This is a genomic window from Paraburkholderia sp. BCC1884 (assembly GCF_900996225.1).
Classification (GTDB): domain Bacteria; phylum Pseudomonadota; class Gammaproteobacteria; order Burkholderiales; family Burkholderiaceae; genus Paraburkholderia.
Map to the genome: position 1 here is coordinate 1,159,661 of NZ_CAAJGL010000068.1, position 21,267 is coordinate 1,180,927.

A 21,267-nucleotide genomic window follows, 5' to 3' on the forward strand; every position below is an offset into this window, starting at 1 on the left:
GTTTCACAAATCAACTTTACGATAGGCGCTTAAGAACGAGCGTACCGTTCGTACCTCCAAAACCGAACGAATTTTTGAGTGCTACGTCGATGGGCATTTCGCGCGCGAAATTGGCGCAATAGTCAAGGTCACATCCTTCGTCTGTCGTCGCCAGGTTGATCGTGGGAGGGGAAACCTGGTGATGCACGGCCAGCGCCGTAAAAACGGTTTCGAGTCCACCCGCGCCTCCGAGAAGGTGCCCCGTCATCGACTTGGTTGAGTTAACGACGATCCGTGGGGCGTGCTCTCCGAACGCCTGCTTGATCCCGTTTGTCTCTGCACGGTCTCCGAGCTGAGTGGATGTACCGTGCGCGTTAAGATACGACACCTCGTCCGCATTGATGCCCGCGTTACGCAGCGCGGCTCGCATGCAACGACTTGCACCTCCGCCATCCGCTGGAGGCGCGGTCATGTGATACGCATCTCCGCTCATACCGAAACCAGCAACTTCAGCGTAGATCACTGCGCCACGAGCTTTAGCTCTTTCGTACTCTTCGAGAACGACGACTCCAGCTCCCTCGCCAAGGACAAAGCCGTCGCGGTCACGATCCCATGGTCGGCTCGCACCCGCCGGGTCGTCATTCCTTTGCGATAACGCACGAGCGGCCATGAAACCTCCGATCCCAAGAGGCGAAACTGAGGCTTCAGATCCTCCTGCCACCATCACGTCGGCGTCCCCATATTCGATAAGTCGAGCTGCTGACCCGACACAATGCAAACCCGTCGTGCACGCCGTCACGATAGCGAGGTTCGGTCCCTGCAAGTTGTATTTGATCGACAGATGCCCTGAAATCATGTTTGCAATTGACGCAGGGATGAAAAAGGGTGTAACCCGTCGCGGCCCGCGCTTCAGCAGTTCAGTCTGTGTTTCCTCAATTAGCGGTAGGCCGCCGATGCCGGAACCGATCGAAACGCCAATTCGTTCCGCATTCTCTTCGGTGACCTCAATCCCGCTGTCTTCGATCGCCTGTATGCCTGCCGCCAACCCGAAATGAATGAATGCGTCCATGTGTCGGGCGTCCTTGAGAGGCATGTAAGCTGTGACGTCGAAGTCTTTCACCTCTGCTGCGATACGCGTTGAGAAACCGGAGGTATCGAATTTTGTAATTTTTCCGACGCCGGATTTACCTGCCAATATGTTCCCCCATGCCTCTCGGACAGTGTTTCCGACAGGCGAAACGGCACCCAATCCAGTTATAACCACACGTCGCCGACTCAAGATAGACTCCTTTAACAAAGATTTGAGTTGCTGGTGTGCCGCTTTTCGCAGCTCACGGACTCCGTTAAATTGCTACCGTACCTTTCAAACGCTTCACTTCGGCCTCCAGCTCTCGGATACGCTTGTCCTTCTCTTCAAGTGCCGCCCGGACATCTGCCGCTTCAAAGCGCTGTGGAATGTGCTGCGGACAATTTGCCTCCCAAAGGGAAACCTCGAAAACAATTGCCCGTTCGGGTTTTGCCCGGTAACCTTCCGGCATGAGAGTGGTAATCAACTCTACATCTTCGTCGGCATACGCCTCTCCCCAGATCTTGATTCTCTGGCGATGAGCGTAGTCGATCAGGAAGAGAAACGCCTTTCTGTTGTCCGATAAGTTCCCAGTGGTGACGTACTGCTTGTTTCCCGAGAAATCGGCGAACGCGATCTTCTTGTCATCCAAGACGTGCAAGAATCCGGCTGGCCCTCCGCGATGTTGAATGTAAGGCTGACCATCATCGTTTGCGGTTGCGAGGAAGACGCTCGTCTGTTCACCAATAAAGTCCGCCAAATCCGGCGTGATCGCAGTCTCCCAAGCGTCTCCCTGCTCGCGGTGTGCGTACGACTTCCGCGACCCGTAACGCGACTGTAGCGACTTGACTGAGGGCGTGAAAACAATATCGCTGGGGTACTTGTGTGCACTAGCCATCTAACCCTCCATCCGACTTAACCCACCCTGTAAACAAATTTCTTTGATGTCCCTGACTTCGAAACAATTCACCAATCCATAGGTTCTTCGGCCTTTTTACCTTGCTGTCGCAAATCGGCTTACACCGATCGTCTCAGTTCGGCCCGTCTGAAGGTCGGCCCGGCTCATCGGTCTTTTTCCCCTTCCTTCCCACGGCGCTTATTTCTAAATTCCGGTGTTGACAGGTGGCCGCTGAACGCCCGACCGCATGACATCACCATTTCCGGAGCTCCTAGCTTTCTATCGGTTCACCGAATGTAGGGCTGGCGCGAGCCTAAGAGAACCCTCCGTCACCAGAAATCTCCTTTGCGATTTTTGAACGAGTGGTTGGTTGGATCCGACCGTGTCTACCCTGAGGGTTTTGGCGCGGGTAGCACGCGGTCATGAACTACGGCAAAGTGGCCAGCCAGTGCAACAAGCCGAATCTTGCGGGAGCGCGGACCTGGTGGTGTACGGACCTTTTGAGGCCGCGTAGGCTGAGACGGGATCCCTCTAATGCGGGAAAGAGTTGATCATGCTGGATTCGACATCGCATCGAGGTAAGCCGGCAGATCTGTTATTGGCGGCGTTGCAGGAATGTCGAAGAACCTCTCGCATATCCAGCCGCGGTGATAGGTGGCGTGATTGACGACATGCATAAACATGGCTCCTCGCGACATTGCCGACCGCTGCCCGGAAACGTAGGCGAAACCCAGGTTTTCAGCTAGCGAAAGGTCGGTTTGCTGATCTGCCCACGATTCGAACCATAGGTTGATGTCGTGCTGAGCTGATCGAAGGTCGACCAGGTCTGGGTGCACTATGATGTCTTTCGAAGTGAATCCGTGCGCCGTCTGCATCAGATGCGCTTGCCAGATAAGGTCGACGACGTAGTTGTGGTTCGCCGTTCCGATGATTGACCTGAAACGAGTGTTTCTTGTCCTGACAAGCTCTCGATTCGGCAGCGCCTCCATCCTATCGAACAGAAGGCTGTCGGCCCACAATTTGTATCTTGCGAGCAGACTGGCACTCTGTGCATTGAGCATGTTGAACCCCTAGCATTGGATCCGTGAAACACTACGAAATGCATCGATACACAACAGTTTACGCTCGTCAATAGGTGAGGCATTTTGAAAATCGAACGGTTTTTTAACAAACTTCTGGCGTGGAAAAGCGATGATGGGAAAATGATATCCGCTTACTACCGGAAATTCCCCAGGGACTGGGCATGCTGCGGTCGATACGGTGGCGTGGGCATCGCAGACCGCGCAAGTTGGCGTCAGAGTGCACTGCGCACAGTGGTCATGGCCGATAGCTGGAAAAGTACCTTCGCAGCCGGTTGAGGCCGTCAGTTCAACGAGTCATCGCTCCTCAGGGTATCAACTGCAAGGTCGAAGAAAGCACGTACTTTCCGCGTAACGTGCCGCCCCTCGCGATGGACAATATTGATCGGTAATGCGGGAGGTTCAAAATCTGCGAGGACGATCCGCAGCGTCCCGTCTCTTAGTTGCGAGGCCACTTGGTAGGATAAAAGTCTGGTAATGCCAACCCCAGCGACAGCCGCCTCTATCGCCGAATCGTTCGTTGTAGTCGTGAGTCGTGGCCGCAATCGTACGGATGTATTTTTGGTGTTGTCGAGAAAGCGCCATTCGGGGGACGGCGATATTCCACTTGCAACGACTGTCAGATGGTCCGCGAGTTGATCTGGATGCGTTGGTATGCCGTACTTTTCAAGGTACGTGGGCGCTGCACAAAGTATGCGACGAACGCCTCCGATGCAGACGGCTTGCAACGACGAGTCCGGCAGTTCACCAATTCGCACCGCAATGTCCACTCCTTCGTCCACAAGATTGACCACCCGGTCAACGAACAAGCTATAAATTTCGACCTCAGGGAAGCGTTCCAGGTATTCGGCGACGATCGGCATGATGTAACTTTTACCGAACAAAACAGGTGCAGTGATACTTAAGTGTCCTTGTGGCCTCGTGTGCGAGCCGGCCGCGGTCAATTCGGCTTCCACTACTTCGGTCAAGATACGTTTGCAATCGTCAAAAAACGCGGTGCCCGCTTCGGTCAGTCGAACAATCCGTGTCGTACGTGTTAGCAGACGAGTTCCTAGATGATCTTCGAGCTCGCTAATAATCCGACTGATAACGGAAGGCGAAACGTCCAGTTTCCTTGCGGCCGCCGTCAAGCCGCCAGTCTCTGCAACTGCAACGAAAGTCGTCATTGCCTGAAATTTGTCCATATCGTTCTCGTTAGAAGAAGAGTGTTTTCGCGCAGGCATGCATTCTCAAACAGATTCCCGTGACAAACAATGAGTTCTCTTGCCGGCCGGTCAGGGCGAGGAGGGGGTCGGCAAGCTGAATCTTCTGAAATTGGGGTTTCCGATGGACCGGATCAATTTGGTTACCGATAACAGAGCCACTGAAGAGCAGGCATCGTTGCTTAGTGGACTAGCTGACGCGCAGGGGAAAACGCCTAACATTTTCAAGGTGTTAGCAAATTCGCCAGCGGCATTGCGCGGATACATGGGGCTTCGTAAAATCACTAATTCCGGAAAGCTGAATTCAGCCACACGCACGAGAATTGCACTTGCCGTATCGCAGAAAAATGAGAGCGAATACTGTATCGCTTCGTGTATCGCTGACGGAAAAAAGATCGGACTGACTGGGCACGAAATCACCCGTGCAAGATCGGGTACCAGCGAAGAAGCGAGAGCGGCCATTGCAGTCAGGTTTGCCAATCTGCTGCTGGAGACGGGTGGGGCTGTCGCCGACGATGAACTGCGGCGCCTGCGGTGGGCGGGCTATGGAGATGCGGAAATTGTCGAGATCATCGCGCATGTAGCCATGAATTTTTTTTCTAACCTGATCACGAATGTAAGCGAGATAGAACCCGACGTCGAGAAGACTGATACCGGATCGATCCGATGGCAGGGATTTGCCGATGACGCTTCCACACATACGGCGCCTGGGGATAAGGGGGACAACGGATCGCGCGTTTGTCTGACAGCTAAAGCTTCTCCCGAAGGCATGGGGCGCCACGCAGGGGATATTACCACTCGTGATTAAGGGAATCCGGACCTTGGCCGAAACAGTTCGCGGATCCGGAGGAAGTGTTCGCGCCATGCGGCGCGGACGCATGGTTTCTCATGTGTTTCCCGCAGAAAGAAGCTCGGTGCCTGAGTCTTCACTTCTATCCATAGGATGGTGAGCGAAGGGATTGTTGCCTTACTGCGAGTGCTGTCGCGACGAAGGAAACACTTGACCGGACACCTGAGTGGCCCAGTCAAGTGTTTCGCTGAAAACGGCTCAAAGCCATCCGGCTGCGGGGTTGTTTATCTCTTGCGTTCAAGCGCCAGGGTGGGGGCATGCACAACTTAAGTAATTGGACTCACGCATATGGGCATACGCGAAATCGAAGTCTTTAGAGCTGTCATGACGTCGGGCAGTATGAGTAAGGCAGCCGATCTTCTCGGCATTTCTCAGCCGGCAGTCAGCCAAGCAATACGGAAGCTTGAAACTACGGCTGGTTTGCGATTGTTCGAGCGAATTCGAGGTCGACTGGTACCAACACGCGAATCAAGCGCGTTAATGAGCGACGTCGACCGTTATTTTCTGGGATTTGAAATAATCGAACATCGAATTCGAACTTTGCGATCGTATGGTTCGGGGCGTTTGTCCATCGCTACTATACCGGCATTTGGTCTGGGTTTTTTGTCCCGCGTGATCGCAGCGTTTGATGCGGAAAAACGTGGGATTCAGATCTCCCTTCAGGTTATGAGCTCTCAGGAAGTCTACCAAAAGGTCCTTGCCGGGCAAGTGGACTTCGGCTTACTGGCTGAAGGAATGTCAATGTTGGGGCTCGAGCATTCGCCGTTCGCCCATTTGCAGGCCGTGGCGGTCATGCACAGCAGTCATCAGCTAGCGGCCAAAGACGTAATCGAGGCTGTGGATCTTGGCGTCGCTCCTTTCATTGCGTTGAACCCGGACGATCCGACGCGTAGATCGATGGAGGCTGCGGTACTTACGACAGGTGTTTCTTTTCAATCCCTAGTTGAAACGCCGAACTCTCACACGATATGTGAGCTCGCGTTGGCTAAGGTTGGATTTGGAATCGCCAACCCTCTTGTGGCCTTTGAATACGTCGAACGTGGACTCCTTGTCAGACCGCTCTCAATCGAAGTGCTCTTTTCGAGCATGATTGCATTCAGGCCCGGGAGGCCACTTTCGGAGAACGCGAAGAGTTTTCTGCGACAGATGCGCATACTCCTTTCAAGCGATATGACCGCATTGACGGAGAAGATGCGGACACAGAAACAGTCTGATCTTCGTCAGAGAGGAGGGCGCCGCGTTGCATAGGCGATTTTGTGTTCGATGGATCTGCGCACACTTTAGCAAAAGATCACATCTCCACGGCGACCTTGAACACGGCAACAGTTGGCCTCGCAGGCAGGGGTTTTAGGCGCGCGAAGCAATGGATGCATTCATCATGGTGGTCCGTCTACAGGACTCGTGCATATTCTAAAGATTGGCACCGTGCTAGCTGGCAATATTGCTGCCATGACGGTACAGGCTAGGTTATCTAATCCTTGAAACGGGAGATCGAAACCCGCGCAGCACGGCCCGCTGCGCGCTGTCTTGGGCTAATGATGCCCTTCATGTGAGTCTGTTTCCGGCCCAGAATAGTCCCATCGCGCCTTCACTTCATCCATCTTTCTCGCGAGATCTTCGGGAGTCAGTACGCTCTTCTGGAACAGAATGTTCGCAAATGCTACGATCCATCGCTCGTAGTAAGTTAGCTCGGCGATCATTTTTGAGCCGAGCGATTCGACGCCGCGCCGTTTCTCTTCCGTGTTGATGATCTTATGGAAGTCCAGCACATCGGCGAGCGCATGGCATCTCTTCTCCCACGGCTCCAGTTCGTGTTCGACGCGCTCTATCGGGCCAGCGGAATCCCCTCCGATATCATTCGGAAGTTTCGTGACCAGCTGTTCAGAGTGATTCATTGGGCGTCCTTTTTCGTGGGTGCCGTCGCTGGTACAACACCAATCATTGCATCGCGCGTAACAAGGGCCGCAAGTTGCTCCTCGTCCCATCCCTCAGTACCCTCAGGGCGTAAAGGCAACACTAGGTATCGAACCATTGCCGTCGAATCGCTGACGCGGATCTCGACTTGGTCCGGGATGACCGTTCCGAATTCGGCAAGGACCGCTCGCGGTTCGGAGACGGCTCGGGCGCGATACGGCTTGAGTTTGTACCAGTCAGGAGGCAACCCAAGCACAGGCCGTGGATAGCAGGAACACAACGTGCAGACAATGAGGTTGTGCACTTGTTCGGTGTTCTCGAGCACAATTAACCGTGTGTCGTCGTAAAAGCTGATGCCCAGCTCTTCACATGCCGCGCGCCCATCGGCAAGCAAGCGACTCCTGAATAGAGGATCGACCCACGCGCGTGTGACGACCTTCGCCCCCAATGCCGGAGTCCTCGAGTCGAGAACCTCGATCTGCTGTCTGATTTCTTCGGCGCCAAAGTACTTTCGTTCTATCAGCAGTTCTCGGACAGCCGTCTCCATGATGTCGTAATAGCCCGGTGCGCCAGATGCGCTAATCTCATCATGCGGGTGATCATGTTCGTGCGTACCCATTGATCAGTCCTCTTTTAGCCATGTTTCGAAAACTTCTATTCTCAACGCGTCGTCGGCCGATCCGACGTAGTTTGGCCATATTTGGGTCATCAAGATTGCCAGGCGGTAGTAATGCAGCTTCGCACCCGCATTGCGGCCGAAGGCTTCCTGTTCGTTGTCGATGGCGACTGGCTCGATGACGGCTTCTACGGTGCCTGCCTTGCCACGCAGATAGCTCGGCACGCGGTAATGACCGACGGGAGACCGCGTGTCGACTCGTACTGAGTCTCCAGGCTTAAAGCGCAGTTCTTCTCCGGTTGCCAATGTGATGCCAGACAGCTTTACAGCGCTTGCGTGAGGCTCTACGGACATGATCTCTCCCGCTCGAGGTGGTTGTCCTTGTGGCATGCATCGTGCGTATTCTTCAATCGACTCGAATCGCATGATGTGATAACTAGCAACCCAAGTTTGCACATTGAAGCTTCCTATCGCAAGAATGCGTTTGCATTTGGGCTGCCATGATCGGTCTAAATTGACAAATCGTTGTCAAAGTCTAAAAACACCAATGCCTCGTACGACCCTTTGTAAGAATCAACTCTGCGGAATTTATTTTCGCGCGGAAAGGTCTCTGCCTGGCGGTGAGAATTCTGTCCTTTCCGTGCTCTGCGAGGCAGTGGTAGCTCAAGGTTTGCTAAGACGTCAGTAAAGCAGTTCCGGCAGAGCGAAAAGTTGCATCTAACGATGCGAGCCCGTGAGGTTACGTTAACTGTGTCCAATTTCATTCGGGTGGCTGGGGGTCGTGAAGCTGCGACGGCGCCGAGGACCATTGATCCCACATCAACGTGCGAATTCGACAGGATGGCGTATTTCTGAATAGTGCCCTACTCGCCAGGACGTCATTATCTTTGCGCTGACGGTCAATAGCCGTTCAGGGATTGATTGACTATTTGTTATAGCGACCGATCGTATCGGGGAAGGTTACTCAATCGAGTCGAAAAAGGTCGTACATCTTTGGGATTGCCGATTTCGGTTAGTCCCGTAGCACATAGAACACGCGGAGGGCGAGGATGCATCGCCACCCTATCCGCAGCACACAGAAATCGTGGCAACGCGCGCGTTGGCTTCGGCACGTGCGGATATTTCCAGTACTCGCTGTCCGTAATCGTGTAGATGTGCGATGCAGAGAGCCATAGACAGGAAATTTCGCCACGCTTGTACCGAAGAAAGAGGTCGTAATGCCCCTGTCAGCTGAACATTTGTCGAACTGGTGGGAGAGGGGGGCGAAATCGAACTGTCTGCAGTCGAGAGGGCTAACCCATTCCGGGCGACTTCTACTCTTACTACCTAACCGCGCTAATAGAGAGTTCCATGCAGGTTAAACCGACTCCTAACGCCCGCAACAATGCGCCAGCGTACGTTCTCATCGCGGCGATAGCCGCCGTCGTAGCATTGGCGTTCACCTACACGGCGGGATGGCTATCGTTCGACCGATTGACACCCGCCAAGCTTGTCAACGCTTTCTCGCCGCCAGGAGGTCCAGCCTTAGGCTTCCGGCGGAATCATGCCAAAGGTATCTGTTTTACCGGGACATTCGAATCGAATGGGGCCGGGGCCTCGCTGTCCAAGGCCCAGATATTCACCGTCGGTACGTATCGAGTCGTTGGTCGTTTCAATTTGGGCACAGTTGATCCCACCGCGGCTGACCCTACAATCCGCGTTCGTGGGCTTAGTCTTGATTTCGTTACGCCTGATGGTTCCGAGTGGCGTACGGCTATGCTTGACGCGCCTTTCTTCGCCGTCTCTACGCCGCAGTCGTTTTACGCGTTGCTGCAGGCCTCGGCAAAGAAGGACGATCCCAACGCAATGAAGATTTTCGCGGCCGCACATCCTGAGTTTCCCAAATTCGGCGCTTGGGTGATGTCGGCACCGAGGACGGCATCTTACGCCCAGGACCAGTTCAACAGTTTGAACAGCTTCGTGCTCGTGGATGCTAAGGGCGAACAGCGAGTCGTGCGCTGGTCGTTCGTGCCTACGGCGGAGCCGCAGATATTAACGCCCGACGAACTCAAACAGCGCGGACCGAATTTCCTTGAGTCTGAGATCACGCAACGCGTGCATGGCGGACCACAACGATGGAAGATGATCGTGATCGTCGCAAATCCGGGTGACCCGACCGCCGATCCGAGCAAAGCTTGGCCCGAGGATCGCCGAAAGGTAGAGACGGGCACGCTGGTGGTGAGTGCGATCGAGCCGGAGGCTGACGGTCCGTGCCGCGATCTGAACTTTGACCCCACCATACTCCCGGTGGGGATGCACGTCTCTGACGATCCATTCCCGGCCGCCCGCTCAGCCGCCTACGCGGTGTCGTTTAATCGTCGCGCGGCGGAAAACAAATACTACCCGCACACCCCAGCCGAAGGAGCGAAGCCATGACATCTACGCAACAGCGTTTTTCGCCGCTGCAGCGCGTGCTGCACTGGATCATGGCAATCTGCATTCTGTCGATGCTGTTCATTGGTGTAGGCATGGTGTCAACTATTCGTCCAGATCATCTGACCCTTGTCTCGATCCACGAGCCGCTTGGCATCGCTATCTTTGTACTCGCCGTGTTCAGGCTGGTGGCGAGGTTCGTATACGGCGCACCGTCACTGCCAGCGGGCATGCCGGAATCGATGAAGATCGCTGCGCATCTGTCCCATTGGGCGTTCTACGCATTAATGCTTGGGCTTCCGCTCCTCGGCTACGGTATGTTGGCCGCGGCGGATTATCCCGTGGTAGCTGTCGGTATTCAGCTGCCGTCGATTTTGCCGCATAGTAATGCTCTGCATGCGTTGCTGTGGAGCGCACATAAATATCTGGCGTTGTGCTTCTTTGTGCTGATCCTTGTTCATTTTTCCGCGGCGCTATTTCACGCGATGGTTCGGCGGGACGGAGTTTTTCGAACCATGGCGCCGTGGCGCTAAACGGTTGAGATTCGACGAATCGCGAGAAGTAGTCGCAGCGCGATCTGTTATACAAAAAAAGAAAGCCCGCGCGGCGGCGGGCCAAATCCATATCAGGGAAGACATGGAGGAGACTGTGGGAGTATAGACCCGATACGAAAGATTTGTCTGATAAGCGGCAACATCGCGTTGTGCGCGCGTCGCTGAGTTCGCTGTGACACGCGCCTGATCGATTTGCCGGTCCGTAGCTGGCTGGCCCGTCGATTGCCTCAGTGGGTGAAGCGTGCCGATGCTACTCATCGTAGAGCGTGACGATCGTAGCTAACGTAACGACACTAACGTGTCGTCACTGGAGCATAACGCTCGTGTCGCGGTCGCGGCCGAAGTCGCTCATTAATTGCGTGGCATATGCTCGGGGCGTCAGGTCGATATTCAGCCTATGCTGGAAGCCCGGTCAGAAGCTTCAGCTAGACGCGCGGGATTCGCCTCCCAACCGGATGCCACCGCGCATAAGCGGTGATATGGTTCACCTTTGAAGACGTGGAGGAAATCCCTCCGCGTTGCGGTTCACCGGTCCTTCATATCCGGCCTGAATGCCGAAGTCATAAGGCTTTGCGCGGATCAATCCATTGCTCCGCCCGCGCGCAATGCTACCCGCTCTGCCTTAAAAAAGTTCGAAGCTGACTGCCAGGAGCTGTCCCATTGTTGCGTTGTTGCGTTGTTCGCTCCCGGCGGCTAAAGTTCGGTCTCGCCACTGGTTAATGAGCCTGCAGATGAGGGGCTTTTTTAACCTCAAGCCAGTCCTTCACCGATACGGAGAATCAGTGTACGTTTGGCACGACATTTCAGGTCCAAAGGATATTCGCGCCATTGTGGGATCTCTGTCGTCCGAGTATGCGGAGGACAGTATCGCAGATCTGCTGGCGAACAATCTGTCCGGATCTGTCAGAGGTATTCTCGTAGAACGAGACTACGTCGACAAAGACTACCGCAGCGTTTTCTACAACTTCTACGCCAAAAAGGGGGATGAGTTCAAGCGCAACTGCGTGCGCCTTCATCTTTTCGCCGAAGATGTCGTGTTAAGTTGCGCCGCTGACGGACTCCGTATCATCCGAGGCGAAAACGTCGATGATGAAGACCCGGACGATGTCCTTTCTCGAAGGTATCTGGGCTATGTGGTTCTCAGGCCGACGGGAGGTGACAACATTGGCCGATCAGTTATATCGCCAAAAGCGCTAATCGGTGTCGCTGGCGGGATAATAACTGCAAGACATAAAGTACATGTCTTGGGCCATCGCCTGAACGCTGTCGGTTTTCCATGGATGATGCAACATCGGGACATTTCCGTTTGTGCGCATGTGGCATGCTGGTCCATTCTGCGACATTACAGTGAACGATATTCGAAATACGCTGAATTTCTCTTGCATGAGATCACAAAGCTGGCGCAACCCTACGATCCGGGTGGAATGGTTCCTGCGGCCGGCTTAGCGTTGCAGCAAGCGGAGCGTATATTTTACGCCACAGGGACCTTCCCGCTTCTTATCCGAAAGGAACGCGAATCGGCTGCCTTTCTGGAGCAGGTGTTTGCCTACTTGGAGTCGGGGTTTCCTTTGTTTGCTGCGTTAAACAGCAAAGAGCACGCGGTTGCTATTGTTGGTGTCAAGTGGTCCAGGTTCTCGGCGACCCGGGGCGCGGTCAGCGTCCCGCAGCCTGTGTTCCGGCGTGCCGAAGCGTTGATTGTATCGGACGATCAGCAACTGCCTTACGCGTATATGAGGATGCAGCGCTCCGGGCAGGTCGTAGGTTTGAGTGTGGAAGATATCGACGCCATACTTGTGCCACTTCCAGAGAAAATATTCTATCCTGCTTCATCAGTACGCGACGTGGCGTCGCATGCTCGAACCTTGTTTAAGGAGCTGGTTTTTCCTCCGAAGAACGGGGGAATCAAGCGGTACTATGTGACTACAACGGCCGCGCTCCGGCGACATTTTCGCGACAAGGCGGTCTCATTTGATCCGAAGATGGTGCAGGCTGTCATGGAAATGCCAATGGCTCAATTCGTTTGGGTGGTGGAATACTCATCTGACGAACAGTGGCAACAGGGTGAGGTAGCGGTGACCATCGTTCTTGACGCTACGGCCAGCGTTAGGGACAATGAGCCGTTCTGGCTGGCCTTCGACAGCAAGACCGCGCTGCTGTGGCGCGAGCGGAAAGGTGCTAATCAACAGTTTGTGGAATTGAAACTTGAGCCGGCAGAACGGCCATATTTTCGTATCCAATCAAATCTCGATCATTTTGCAGGTTAATTGCGACGGCTCTGCAGGCAAAATGCATAATCAACAGGCAATCAAATCTGGGGTATCTGTGCCAGGAGAAGACAGGCAACGGGGTTTTTGGGCGAATGTGCCTGCTGGTGAGAGTTCAGACCGGCGCAAAGAGCTGCGTCGCGAGATGCAGCGGCTTGTGGTCGACAAAGCGGTCTCAAGCAGCACTGAGCGCGGTCAGGCGGCGGCCCCGCGATCACGATCTGCTCGGGCAAACCCTACTCGAGTCTGAGGTTCGGGATGAAAGATTCCGTTCGCCTTCATCGCTTTCGCCAAACATTTCCAGCAATTGTGTCTACGATCTGGGTTAACCTCATACTCATACGTCATGGCGCGGTGTCAACAAAGTTGGCTTGGGAGAACAAAGGCTGTCAAATGAGGGAAGCAAATGCCTAAGTTCACGACCCGCGTTCAGTTGATATCACCATCGGCTGATGCATATCAAAAGCTGCACGCTGAAATGGAATTGTGCGGATTTTCACGTGTTATCGAATCAGGCGACGGCAAGTTTTACGCCATGCCCGAGGCGGAGTATGACCTTCAGCAGGAGCTGGACCGTAAGGACGTGCTAGAAAAGGCAAAAAGGGCGGTACATCAGGCTGGACTTGTCGCGTCAATACTTGTTACTGAGTCGAAAGGACGAATCTGGTACGGGCTCGAGTCGGCGGGGTAGGCGCTTCTCACTGCGGGAGTGATACCCCTGCGCGTCCACCTCGCATCGATTATCCCAGTCTAGCTTTTGCTTCAATCTGGTGCAGGCCAAGGCGTAACCGCTGGCGTCGCGACAAACGCCGACGTTTTCACTAACAATCCTCAGCGAATAGCTCGCGCAAATTATGGGGAAGGCTTTCGTCGACCCTTCGCTATCCCCGCCAGCCTAACTCGGCTTGCAGCCAATCCATCGTAAACTGCCCGAATCCCGGTCTCACCGGGTCTGCCGACAGGCGCTGGCCGACTCGCCAGTGATCGTGCTTCAACCGGGCCGGGCCCGGCTAGGCTTCCTAGCTGCGAAGCAAGCCCGCTTTTTGCCATCGGTGACCGATTTCTGGCCCCTTCCGATAGGCCAAGATGGATTGATAGACTTTGTCTATTAATGAATGCTTTCCATAATGTTGATAACGAAGGCTTGCCACGTCCCTGCCGGGTCCGGTTTTCAGGTGACAGAGGGTCCATTTTTCCATCGTTACAATTTTTTCTGAAAATGCCTTTCCGGTTTTCACGTCTCGGCTCTATTTCCTTTATATAGGGGTAGCCGATTGGAGGGAGTGTGCCAAGCAAACTGACCAAAAAGACCGAAGCAGGTGTGACTATGGCCCGCTTGCCGCAGGTCGAAAGAGAGATTCAAGAGCTTGAACTGCTTCCCGACGCCGAGTTGATTCGGCGTGCTCGCATTACAAATGGCAAGGATCCACAGCATTGCAGCAGCGAGGCGTTGCTGAGTTGTTTTCGCAAAGCGCAGAGGGAAGGGGCTCGAAAACTGGCGAATGCGCTTGTGGAAATGGTCCTTCGGCGGCTGATTGTCAGAACGCGAGTACGCTTGCGCACCCGGAAAATCGCTGGGCTTGACGAGGCTACTGAGAACGTTGCAGGTAAATTTGCTGAGATGCTGGCCTCCGACGCACACGGAAAAGGTTGTGAACCGCTCGATTTCTTCGAGGTTCTTTTCGAAAACGCGGTTAGTGCTCTTGCGTTTGACGAGGCAAAGCGTGTCTCCGGAATCGAGGAGCGGTTCGTGCCCCTGGTAACTGCCAGCGACAGCGACGACGAAGGCGCTGGCCACGATGCGTATGACGGCTCAGGGTCCGCGGACAATGAACTTGGGCTTACAGACCCGGAACTTCGTGTCTTCTCCACACAATTGCTCGATGCGGTTGCGAGACTTTCGCCGGACGAGCAAGAGGTCATGATTCTCACGATTCTTGGGGTTAAGGCCGAAAGTGGCGACGAGTCAGAGCCTTCGATTGCTGGTTTGTGCGATGTTGATCCTCGCACTGTGCGGAACCGCCAGAAGCGAGCCCGAGAGAAGCTCGCCAACTTTAAGGAGTTAACATGATGACCGAGAGAAAAAAACCGGACCTGCAGGAAATTCTTTTGCAGTTTTCAGTGGAGCGGGGGATTCCGGACGCCAGTTTATTGCTCAAATACGTCCAGAAATATCCTGAGTATAGCCATGTGCTCACGGAGTTCGCAGCGAGTTTGGTGAAAGATAGTTTCGCCGACCCTAAAGAAACTGCGGCGCCCGTTGATGACTTAGTTGTCAAAGCGGCAACCGCTCGATATCAAGCTTATCTCGCCAGAGTTGAACAGCCGGAAGAAACGGCAGCGGCAACCGGAGGGATGGCGGAGAATCCACTTGAGCGGTTGAGCCGCGAACAGTTCAGCGGACTTGCTCAATATCTCAAGGTGCCTCTGCCTTTTGTATCCAAGCTACGCGACAGGGCAATCCAGCTGGAAAGTATTCCTTCCGCCTTCATTGCTCGCCTGGTGGGCTACTTGCAGCTTCCAGAGTCCACTATTGTGTCGCACCTCAGGGCGGAGCCGCACCTTGTAGGATTGGCGGCGATAGATGTCGATGGAAAGATAGCACGAGAGAGACTTTCGTTCAGTGATGGCCTGCGCGCGGTGGGCCTGAACTCAGAACAGATTAAGTCGCTGATGGACGATTTAAACTCTCGAAATTCTGGACAGGTCAAGCCCTAACGGAGTTCGTCTGCAACGATTCGTCTTTTCATACCAAACTATCTCACCGCTATCTTAGGGGTGTGTAAACCTGCCCGTGCGGATTGTTGTCGCAGAAGAACGGTAGTCCATGCTGAGTAGGAGTGTGTGATCGCCGCCTGTGGTGCTTGTTGCACTACGGCGCGGCGAACCGGGCCGGGTGGCGAGACAACACTTGCGCACCAAACTTATATGCGCCGAATGAAGACTGCGCGCAAACGGCCACGCACGAATCTCGGCTTTTCCTTGCAGGTAGCTCGAGGGCGCAACGACCTTCCCCGCACGTCCGCAACGGGTGATCACGCGCGCTGCGGCTGCTTGCACTCTTCAGTCACGTCTCGATTCGAGCTTCACCGCGCCGATGGTCGAATGTAGACCAGGTTAATCGGAATCAGTTCGACATATGCCCTGAAGTACTGCTCTTTGAGCAGTTACCGGATTTTTTTGAAAATCGCTTTGGGAACGTATTCTTATGTCCTTCAGGTTGACCTCCGTCATTGTTTCCTTGATACGCTAAGTCTGGATCCTCTGGGGCAGCGCGTTTCAGCTCGTCCCTCGCTCGTGCAGCCGCTGCGACAGCGAGGCAGAAACTACGGCTTCGCGCTGACTGGACGTGACACCCTCTCGCAGGGACGGAAGCGCTGCGTGTGCGGCAGGTTACACGGTTCGCCAACGATGCCATGACGGACAGGGCCTGCGAGAAAACGCCCCAGATCAGTCAATACGTTGTACATCATCTTTCCGGTTTCTCACGTTCGAATCTATTTCCTTAGTATGGGCGTCGGAAAGCATCTCGCTTTCTAGCCCGGACAAATCAGGGAGTAGGCGATGACTGTCTTTTATCAACGGGAAGGATCGCGGGAAGTTCACTCGTTCGAAGCGAAGGATGACGAATCTATTGTCGTCATCGTCGAGCGAGCTGTGGGAGGCCACTTGAAGGTTGAAGAAGTGGCTATCTTCGAGGAGGGGTGCGAAACGCAACTCACAGACGAACTACTGAGAGATCTGCTGTCCACTAAAAAGCACCCGCGATTCCATTTTCACCGGTGCCGTAGGGTCGACGCCTCCGTGACGTACAACGGCCGCACGCTTACACACAATGTTGCACCGTCAACCACGCTTGCATCGGTAAAGGCCTGGGCAGACAAGGCGTTTCGTATCGACCCAGCTCACGCCGCAGAGCATGTTTTGCAACTGCATGGAACCATTGACCGGCCCACAGCGTCGACACACGTTGGCGCGCTCACGACTGGACATCTGTGTGCCGTAATGTTCGACCTTGTCCCGAACGAGCGCATTCAGGGGTGATCCATGAGTGACGTGATTGTCGAGTCGCCAGACTATCGCGCGTTCATGGCTGCGACGAAGGCCCCGTCCTTCGTCGTTGCAGAACTCGATGGCCGTTGGCGGCTGTGCGAAGTGAAGTGGCCCAACGCATTGATTGAGGTGCGTGCTGCTACCGGTGCATTTACGCTCCGCTTCGATCTTTCTGGCTATCCATCCCATCCGCCAACCGCTCAATTGTGGGACCAGAAAACGAATGCGCGGCTTACGGACCCGCTATGGCCTCGAAGCAAAGGAGGGCGGATCGGAACAGTGTTCAGGACAAACTGGATGTCCGGCACGGCACTCTATCTGCCGTGCGACAGGGTAACGATTAATACTCACCCTGCCTGGCAGACTCAGATGCCGGCTCAACTGTGGCGTCCAGATGGATCGATTGTTCAATATCTTGAGGTGGTCTATGAGCTTCTCAATTCGCTCGACTTTTTACCGCCTTCTGCACAGGCGGCATAACGTTCGCTGCGGATACTTCACCTGGCGAAAGCTCATGCGAGAGCTCAGGTTGCGCGGGCAAGGTCGGCGCGAGAGCGGTGCTTTTCTGCTTGGTTATTTGGATGGTGATGTGCGTGTAATTACGCATTTTGTGCCATATGACGATATTGACCCCCGGTCGCTTGACCGAGGGTATGTCCACATAGATGGCAGCCAGATGGGGAAGTTGTGGGCAATATGCAAACGACTAAGCGTTGAAGTAGTGGCCGACGTTCACACGCATCCAGGCGATGTAGACCAAAGCGAGTCAGACCGCTGTAATCCAATGATTGCGGTTATCGGTCATACGGCATTTATCGTGCCTCGTTTTGCTCATGCTCCTGTTCGTCGGCGTGACATCGGTATGTACCACTACCTTGGATCGAACACTTGGCAGAGCGTGGCTATATCTGAGCGCGGCTCGTTCATTGCAATAGGACTGTGAGAATGCCATGGTAAACACAATGCCTGATTCGCTAAATCGAACCGTCAAGCAGCTCGTCGATAGTGGCAGGGCATCAACATTCGAAGAAGCAGAGCGAATCTTTGGTGGTTATAAGTTGCACGTACACTTAGCTCCGGAAACTGCGAGCCAACGATCTGCGCAAATTGCGTTGCTGACCATTATTCAGCTTGGCAAGCGAACGTTTTTGGGGGGAGTCGAGGTGTCCGGGACGCTCGACGTGCCCTTGGAGAAGGGGCTTGGCCTGGAGGAGAGTCTGGCCGCCGCAGTGAGTTCGGCGGGCGGTCTTCCGTCGGCCGGCTCATCGCTGCCGACTATTGAGATTGGTCCGCCGGCACCGAGGGCGGCCAGCTTCCATATCAGACTTTTAACGGCAGGCTGGCGGGCTGGCATTGCAGCCATTGACGAGCCGGATTCGGTTTCGAGAGAAGACGGTTATGTGATGCCTCTCGCCGCTATTGCCGCGGCGGCGCTGGCCGTGAACGAAGCGTTTCTCCATGTGAGCGCCGCTACCGTGTTGGCGGGCAACCGCACAACGGGCATCTCACTTTGGGGGCCTCAGTTGTCGAGCTGGATGGATAACGACACTGATGGACCGTTGCTGTCCTACCTCCCTTCCAGCGTATGGCTGCTCGGCTTAGGGCATCTCGGACAGGCATATGCGTGGGGCCTCGGTTCGCTCCCGTATGGGGCCGTCATGGCAGAACGACCACTCGTGGTCCTGCAGGACATTGACCGCGTAACCTCATCAACGTTTAGCACCTCAGTTCTGAGTGAATGTGAGGATGTTGGGTTGTCGAAGGCCCGGGTCGTCGCGCGATGGCTCGAAAGCAAAGGGTTTGAGACAAGACTTGTCGAGAGAATCTTTGATGCAGCGACATCCAGAAGTCGTGGAGACCCGGACCTGCTGTTGTCTGGTGTTGACAACGTCGAGGGTCGTCAGGCTCTGGAGTCCGCTGGCTGCAGGATGGTCGTCGAGGCGGGGTTGGGAAGTCTTCACGACGATTTTCAATCGATTCGGATACACACGTTGCCCGGGTCACGTCTCGCCGCGGATATCTGGTCGAAAGACAGTGGCAAAGGTTCGGCAACGTCAATGCCCGCCTACAGTGCGCTTCTAAAAACTGGTGTGCTTGACCAGTGTGGGCTGACCGAACTTGCCGGGAAGGCTGTCGGCGCGGCGTTTGTCGGCATGTTTGCGGCAAGCCTCGTCTTATCAGAGGTGTTACGCGTTCTCCACGGCGGTAATGCAAACGAGGTAATGGATCTGAGCTTGGTTGAACTGGAACATCGGACACTTGTCCCCAACAAGATTGATTTTTCGAGAGTGAATCCGGGTTTTCTGCCTGTCGAGGCTAGGTGAGTTAATCGGCGTCATGCCGAAAATTTCAAAAAAAGGAACAATGATGAGCGAATTTCACGGTAGCCCAATTGTCATCAAAGGCAACGGAAACAACGTTGGCGACAACAATTCCAACACCAGTATCGAGTCGCTGAACATTAAAAATATTACTCATGTCAACGGCGGGGCGGCAAGCGACTCTGAAGGAGATCCCCGAGTTGTCGTAGTCGGTGCCTTCGTTGCTGTTGTGGTCGCGGCCTGGTTTTATCTGCGCCACTTTTTTCCGATCCACGAAGTGCTTTATCTTGGCTGCTTCCTGTCGGTCGTACCGGCTCTTCTCGTCGTGGCGACCTCTTCTATGCGCGGCGATGATTTCTTGAGCAGTTTCCTGCAGGCTCTTCCGACGTGCCTGATCGCTGTTGGTGCGCTTGTTGTGCTCGGTCAGATTCGGGATGCGATGCCACAGGACATTCTGGATCTTGCGGCTAGTTCGTCAGCCAGCGAAACATGGCATCGCCTGACCGAGCATGGCCAACGGATTGTCCTGGAAAGCGGCGGAGGTGCAGTGGCGTGTGCTTTCGCGATTCTGCTGAACGCACTCTCTGGTACGCGAGCACTCGCCGAGTCTGGGGGGAAATGGACGAACTGGCTGCTGCGTTTGACGACGAACTTCCAAATGGGCCGTTGCGCCGTAGCGAACATTGCGTTTCTGGCCCTTGCCTGGGGCGTTTCCTCGGGAGCCGCGTACGACTACTGGAAGATGTTTCAGGCCGCTGTAGCGCCATCCGGTACATGAGTGTGGGGAGTCAGGCGACGGGAGCAGCGCTGCGACGGTAGAAACGTGTTGACGTTGTGCACGGTATGCGGAGAGAATCGCACATTTTGCCTCGTTTGACGCACGTGAAATCAAATAAATCGCAGCATCCATTGGCACTAATCGAGCTTTGTCGGCACTTTCTTGCGAGTGGGCACGGCTCGCCGGCAACAGTCACCTGGTTGGCGCAACGCTTACTCGCCGCAGATGACCAAGCGGTGGCAGGGGCGCTCGAAGCCTTGGTATCCGAAGCTGCGGTGAAAGCTCCGTCCGAGCGAGCGGGCGTTCTTTCTTTGACCGTCGCCGGTGAACCGCTGACGCGATCCGCCCGTATGCCGGTGGACAGGGAAACGGCTTCGCCTTTGGCGACGATTGTGTACGAAAAACAGTTGCCGTCGACGCCACCTGTGCTCCCTCGGGAATTGATGCGGGCGCTGGACGCATTTGTGCTTGAATGGCGACGGGCCGATGAACTGGCTAGAGTTGGAATCGCGCCCGCCAATAGTTGTCTCCTGTACGGCGAGCCGGGTACGGGCAAAACGCAATTGGCACTTTGGTTGTCTGGGCAGCTTGGATTGCCGGTCATCCTGGCCCGGCTTGACGGGTTGATGTCCTCTTTTCTTGGCACGACTTCCCGGAACATTGGCAATCTTTTCGCGTTCGCCAACCGGCATCGTGCGGTTTTGCTCCTCGATGAGTTCGACGCGATCGCAAAGCTCCGAGACGATCCCAACGAGATCGGTGAAATCAAGCGAGTCGTAAATACGCTCCTGCAAAACATCGATGAACGGAAGGGATGCGGCATCACGATTGGGATCACGAACCACCCTCAGCTACTGGACCCCGCGATATGGAGGCGATTTGAAATGCAAATCGCTATCTCTGTACCTGAAGCCGATGCACGGCAAATTATCGTAAAACGCAACCTCGAACCGCTTGTTTTCGGTGATGCCGAAGTGCGTTTCATTTCGTGGGTTATGGACGGTGCGTCTGGTGCGGAAATTGAGGACTTCGTCCGCTCTTTGAAAAAGAGTCTGATTTTGATTGAGGGCGTTCAATCAATCGTAAAAAGGTTGCGTGGCTTAGCATTTATCCATGCGGCACGCATAAAGCCGCTTGCTCTTGACGCATTGAAATTATCGGATCGAAGTCTCGCGCGCGCGCTGAACAGCGACTATAATTTTTCAATTACGGAATTAGCCCAACTCTTCAGGGTGAACCGAACAACTATAAGTCGCTGGATAACATGAGTTCGCTTCGGGG

General features: G+C 54.6%; 21 protein-coding genes. 13 read left to right on the forward strand and 8 right to left on the reverse strand.

From position 1 onward, the window contains the following. Nucleotides 1-16: 16 nt before the first annotated feature. From fabF to FQ705_RS12040, 4 genes are all read right to left on the reverse strand, one after another. Nucleotides 17-1,258 carry a beta-ketoacyl-ACP synthase II gene (gene fabF / locus FQ705_RS12025; protein ID WP_144141016.1) on the reverse strand — a complete coding sequence of 414 codons (1,242 nt, stop codon included), beginning with the start codon at nt 1,256-1,258 and terminating at the stop codon, nt 17-19. Between the two features lie 64 nt (nt 1,259-1,322). Then, nucleotides 1,323-1,943, reverse strand: coding sequence for a pyridoxamine 5'-phosphate oxidase family protein (locus FQ705_RS12030; protein WP_144141018.1), 621 nt, complete (start codon nt 1,941-1,943; stop codon nt 1,323-1,325). A 551-nt stretch (nt 1,944-2,494) separates the two neighbouring features. After that, on the reverse strand, nt 2,495-3,004 hold the full coding sequence (locus FQ705_RS12035; RefSeq protein WP_144141020.1) for a DinB family protein: 510 nt from the start codon (nt 3,002-3,004) through the stop codon (nt 2,495-2,497). Nucleotides 3,005-3,306: 302 nt separating this feature from the next. Beyond that, nucleotides 3,307-4,206: a LysR family transcriptional regulator gene (locus FQ705_RS12040; RefSeq protein WP_144141023.1), complete on the reverse strand. Its 900-nt coding sequence runs from the start codon at nt 4,204-4,206 to the stop codon at nt 3,307-3,309. Nucleotides 4,207-4,285: 79 nt separating this feature from the next. On the opposite strand from FQ705_RS12040, the gene FQ705_RS12045 reads away from it, so the two are divergent. Both FQ705_RS12045 and FQ705_RS12050 read left to right on the forward strand, forming a co-directional pair. Next, the gene (locus tag FQ705_RS12045) at nt 4,286-5,032 is read left to right on the forward strand and encodes a carboxymuconolactone decarboxylase family protein (RefSeq protein WP_222105642.1); all 747 of its coding nucleotides are present in this window, start codon (nt 4,286-4,288) and stop codon (nt 5,030-5,032) included. Nucleotides 5,033-5,362: 330 nt separating this feature from the next. After that, a complete protein-coding gene (locus tag FQ705_RS12050) occupies nt 5,363-6,322 on the forward strand; it encodes a LysR substrate-binding domain-containing protein (protein WP_144141025.1) in 960 nt (319 codons plus the stop codon). 284 nt (nt 6,323-6,606) lie between these two features. Here FQ705_RS12050 and FQ705_RS12055 read toward each other — a convergent pair whose 3' ends face one another. The 3 genes from FQ705_RS12055 to FQ705_RS12065 are packed head-to-tail and all read right to left on the reverse strand — an operon-like array spanning nt 6,607 to nt 7,958. Further along, nucleotides 6,607-6,969, reverse strand: coding sequence for an SH3-like domain-containing protein (locus FQ705_RS12055; RefSeq protein ID WP_144141027.1), 363 nt, complete (start codon nt 6,967-6,969; stop codon nt 6,607-6,609). After that, nucleotides 6,966-7,607 carry a nitrile hydratase subunit alpha gene (locus FQ705_RS12060; RefSeq protein WP_144141029.1) on the reverse strand — a complete coding sequence of 214 codons (642 nt, stop codon included), beginning with the start codon at nt 7,605-7,607 and terminating at the stop codon, nt 6,966-6,968. Before FQ705_RS12060 ends, FQ705_RS12055 begins: the two co-directional genes overlap by 4 nt. A gap of 3 nt (nt 7,608-7,610) precedes the next feature. Further along, a complete protein-coding gene (locus FQ705_RS12065; protein ID WP_144141031.1) occupies nt 7,611-7,958 on the reverse strand; it encodes an SH3-like domain-containing protein in 348 nt (115 codons plus the stop codon). Between the two features lie 996 nt (nt 7,959-8,954). On the opposite strand from FQ705_RS12065, the gene FQ705_RS12070 reads away from it, so the two are divergent. The 4 genes from FQ705_RS12070 (at nt 8,955) to FQ705_RS12085 (ending at nt 13,525) form a co-directional block, all read left to right on the forward strand. Then, on the forward strand, nt 8,955-10,019 hold the full coding sequence (locus FQ705_RS12070; RefSeq protein WP_144141033.1) for a catalase family peroxidase: 1,065 nt from the start codon (nt 8,955-8,957) through the stop codon (nt 10,017-10,019). Then, a complete protein-coding gene (locus FQ705_RS12075) occupies nt 10,016-10,549 on the forward strand; it encodes a cytochrome b (protein WP_144141036.1) in 534 nt (177 codons plus the stop codon). The genes FQ705_RS12070 and FQ705_RS12075 overlap by 4 nt, the downstream gene beginning before the upstream one ends. Before the next feature lie 803 nt (nt 10,550-11,352). Beyond that, on the forward strand, nt 11,353-12,834 hold the full coding sequence (locus FQ705_RS12080; protein ID WP_144141038.1) for a hypothetical protein: 1,482 nt from the start codon (nt 11,353-11,355) through the stop codon (nt 12,832-12,834). Nucleotides 12,835-13,240: 406 nt separating this feature from the next. Next, nucleotides 13,241-13,525, forward strand: coding sequence for a hypothetical protein (locus tag FQ705_RS12085; RefSeq protein WP_144141040.1), 285 nt, complete (start codon nt 13,241-13,243; stop codon nt 13,523-13,525). A 328-nt stretch (nt 13,526-13,853) separates the two neighbouring features. Here the strand turns inward: FQ705_RS12085 and FQ705_RS12090 are convergent, their stop codons facing one another. Beyond that, nucleotides 13,854-14,072, reverse strand: coding sequence for a hypothetical protein (locus FQ705_RS12090; protein ID WP_144141042.1), 219 nt, complete (start codon nt 14,070-14,072; stop codon nt 13,854-13,856). A 47-nt stretch (nt 14,073-14,119) separates the two neighbouring features. Here FQ705_RS12090 and FQ705_RS12095 point away from each other — a divergent pair, with 47 nt between their 5' ends. The 7 genes from FQ705_RS12095 to FQ705_RS12125 all read left to right on the forward strand — a co-directional run bounded on the left by FQ705_RS12095 (nt 14,120) and on the right by FQ705_RS12125 (nt 21,254). Further along, on the forward strand, nt 14,120-14,905 hold the full coding sequence (locus FQ705_RS12095) for a sigma-70 region 4 domain-containing protein (protein ID WP_144141044.1): 786 nt from the start codon (nt 14,120-14,122) through the stop codon (nt 14,903-14,905). Beyond that, nucleotides 14,902-15,552 (forward strand): hypothetical protein, encoded by a 651-nt coding sequence (locus FQ705_RS12100; RefSeq protein WP_144141046.1) that lies wholly within the window; start codon nt 14,902-14,904, stop codon nt 15,550-15,552. Before FQ705_RS12095 ends, FQ705_RS12100 begins: the two co-directional genes overlap by 4 nt. Before the next feature lie 846 nt (nt 15,553-16,398). Beyond that, on the forward strand, nt 16,399-16,878 hold the full coding sequence (locus FQ705_RS12105) for a hypothetical protein (protein ID WP_144141048.1): 480 nt from the start codon (nt 16,399-16,401) through the stop codon (nt 16,876-16,878). Nucleotides 16,879-16,881: 3 nt separating this feature from the next. Beyond that, nucleotides 16,882-17,367 carry a hypothetical protein gene (locus tag FQ705_RS12110; protein WP_144141050.1) on the forward strand — a complete coding sequence of 162 codons (486 nt, stop codon included), beginning with the start codon at nt 16,882-16,884 and terminating at the stop codon, nt 17,365-17,367. Between the two features lie 482 nt (nt 17,368-17,849). Beyond that, nucleotides 17,850-19,211: a thiamine biosynthesis protein ThiF gene (locus tag FQ705_RS12115; protein ID WP_186307835.1), complete on the forward strand. Its 1,362-nt coding sequence runs from the start codon at nt 17,850-17,852 to the stop codon at nt 19,209-19,211. A 13-nt stretch (nt 19,212-19,224) separates the two neighbouring features. Next, the gene (locus FQ705_RS12120) at nt 19,225-19,986 is read left to right on the forward strand and encodes a hypothetical protein (protein ID WP_144141054.1); all 762 of its coding nucleotides are present in this window, start codon (nt 19,225-19,227) and stop codon (nt 19,984-19,986) included. Between the two features lie 104 nt (nt 19,987-20,090). Further along, complete coding sequence (locus FQ705_RS12125; RefSeq protein ID WP_186307836.1) at nt 20,091-21,254, forward strand: AAA family ATPase; 1,164 nt, start codon at nt 20,091-20,093, stop codon at nt 21,252-21,254. Nucleotides 21,255-21,267: the final 13 nt, after the last annotated feature.

Coding starts and splice junctions, on each gene's coding strand:
- FQ705_RS12075 (WP_144141036.1), top strand. CDS start 10,016: ATGACATCTACGCAACAGCGTTTTTCGCCGCTGCAGCGCGTGCTGCAC.
- FQ705_RS12050 (WP_144141025.1), top strand. CDS start 5,363: ATGGGCATACGCGAAATCGAAGTCTTTAGAGCTGTCATGACGTCGGGC.
- FQ705_RS12070 (WP_144141033.1), top strand. CDS start 8,955: ATGCAGGTTAAACCGACTCCTAACGCCCGCAACAATGCGCCAGCGTAC.
- FQ705_RS12100 (WP_144141046.1), top strand. CDS start 14,902: ATGATGACCGAGAGAAAAAAACCGGACCTGCAGGAAATTCTTTTGCAG.
- FQ705_RS12115 (WP_186307835.1), top strand. CDS start 17,850: ATGCCTGATTCGCTAAATCGAACCGTCAAGCAGCTCGTCGATAGTGGC.
- FQ705_RS12120 (WP_144141054.1), top strand. CDS start 19,225: ATGCCGAAAATTTCAAAAAAAGGAACAATGATGAGCGAATTTCACGGT.
- FQ705_RS12030 (WP_144141018.1), bottom strand. CDS start 1,943: ATGGCTAGTGCACACAAGTACCCCAGCGATATTGTTTTCACGCCCTCA.
- FQ705_RS12110 (WP_144141050.1), top strand. CDS start 16,882: ATGAGTGACGTGATTGTCGAGTCGCCAGACTATCGCGCGTTCATGGCT.
- FQ705_RS12035 (WP_144141020.1), bottom strand. CDS start 3,004: ATGCTCAATGCACAGAGTGCCAGTCTGCTCGCAAGATACAAATTGTGG.
- FQ705_RS12055 (WP_144141027.1), bottom strand. CDS start 6,969: ATGAATCACTCTGAACAGCTGGTCACGAAACTTCCGAATGATATCGGA.
- FQ705_RS12060 (WP_144141029.1), bottom strand. CDS start 7,607: ATGGGTACGCACGAACATGATCACCCGCATGATGAGATTAGCGCATCT.
- FQ705_RS12105 (WP_144141048.1), top strand. CDS start 16,399: ATGACTGTCTTTTATCAACGGGAAGGATCGCGGGAAGTTCACTCGTTC.
- FQ705_RS12040 (WP_144141023.1), bottom strand. CDS start 4,206: ATGGACAAATTTCAGGCAATGACGACTTTCGTTGCAGTTGCAGAGACT.
- FQ705_RS12085 (WP_144141040.1), top strand. CDS start 13,241: ATGCCTAAGTTCACGACCCGCGTTCAGTTGATATCACCATCGGCTGAT.
- FQ705_RS12065 (WP_144141031.1), bottom strand. CDS start 7,958: ATGTCCGTAGAGCCTCACGCAAGCGCTGTAAAGCTGTCTGGCATCACA.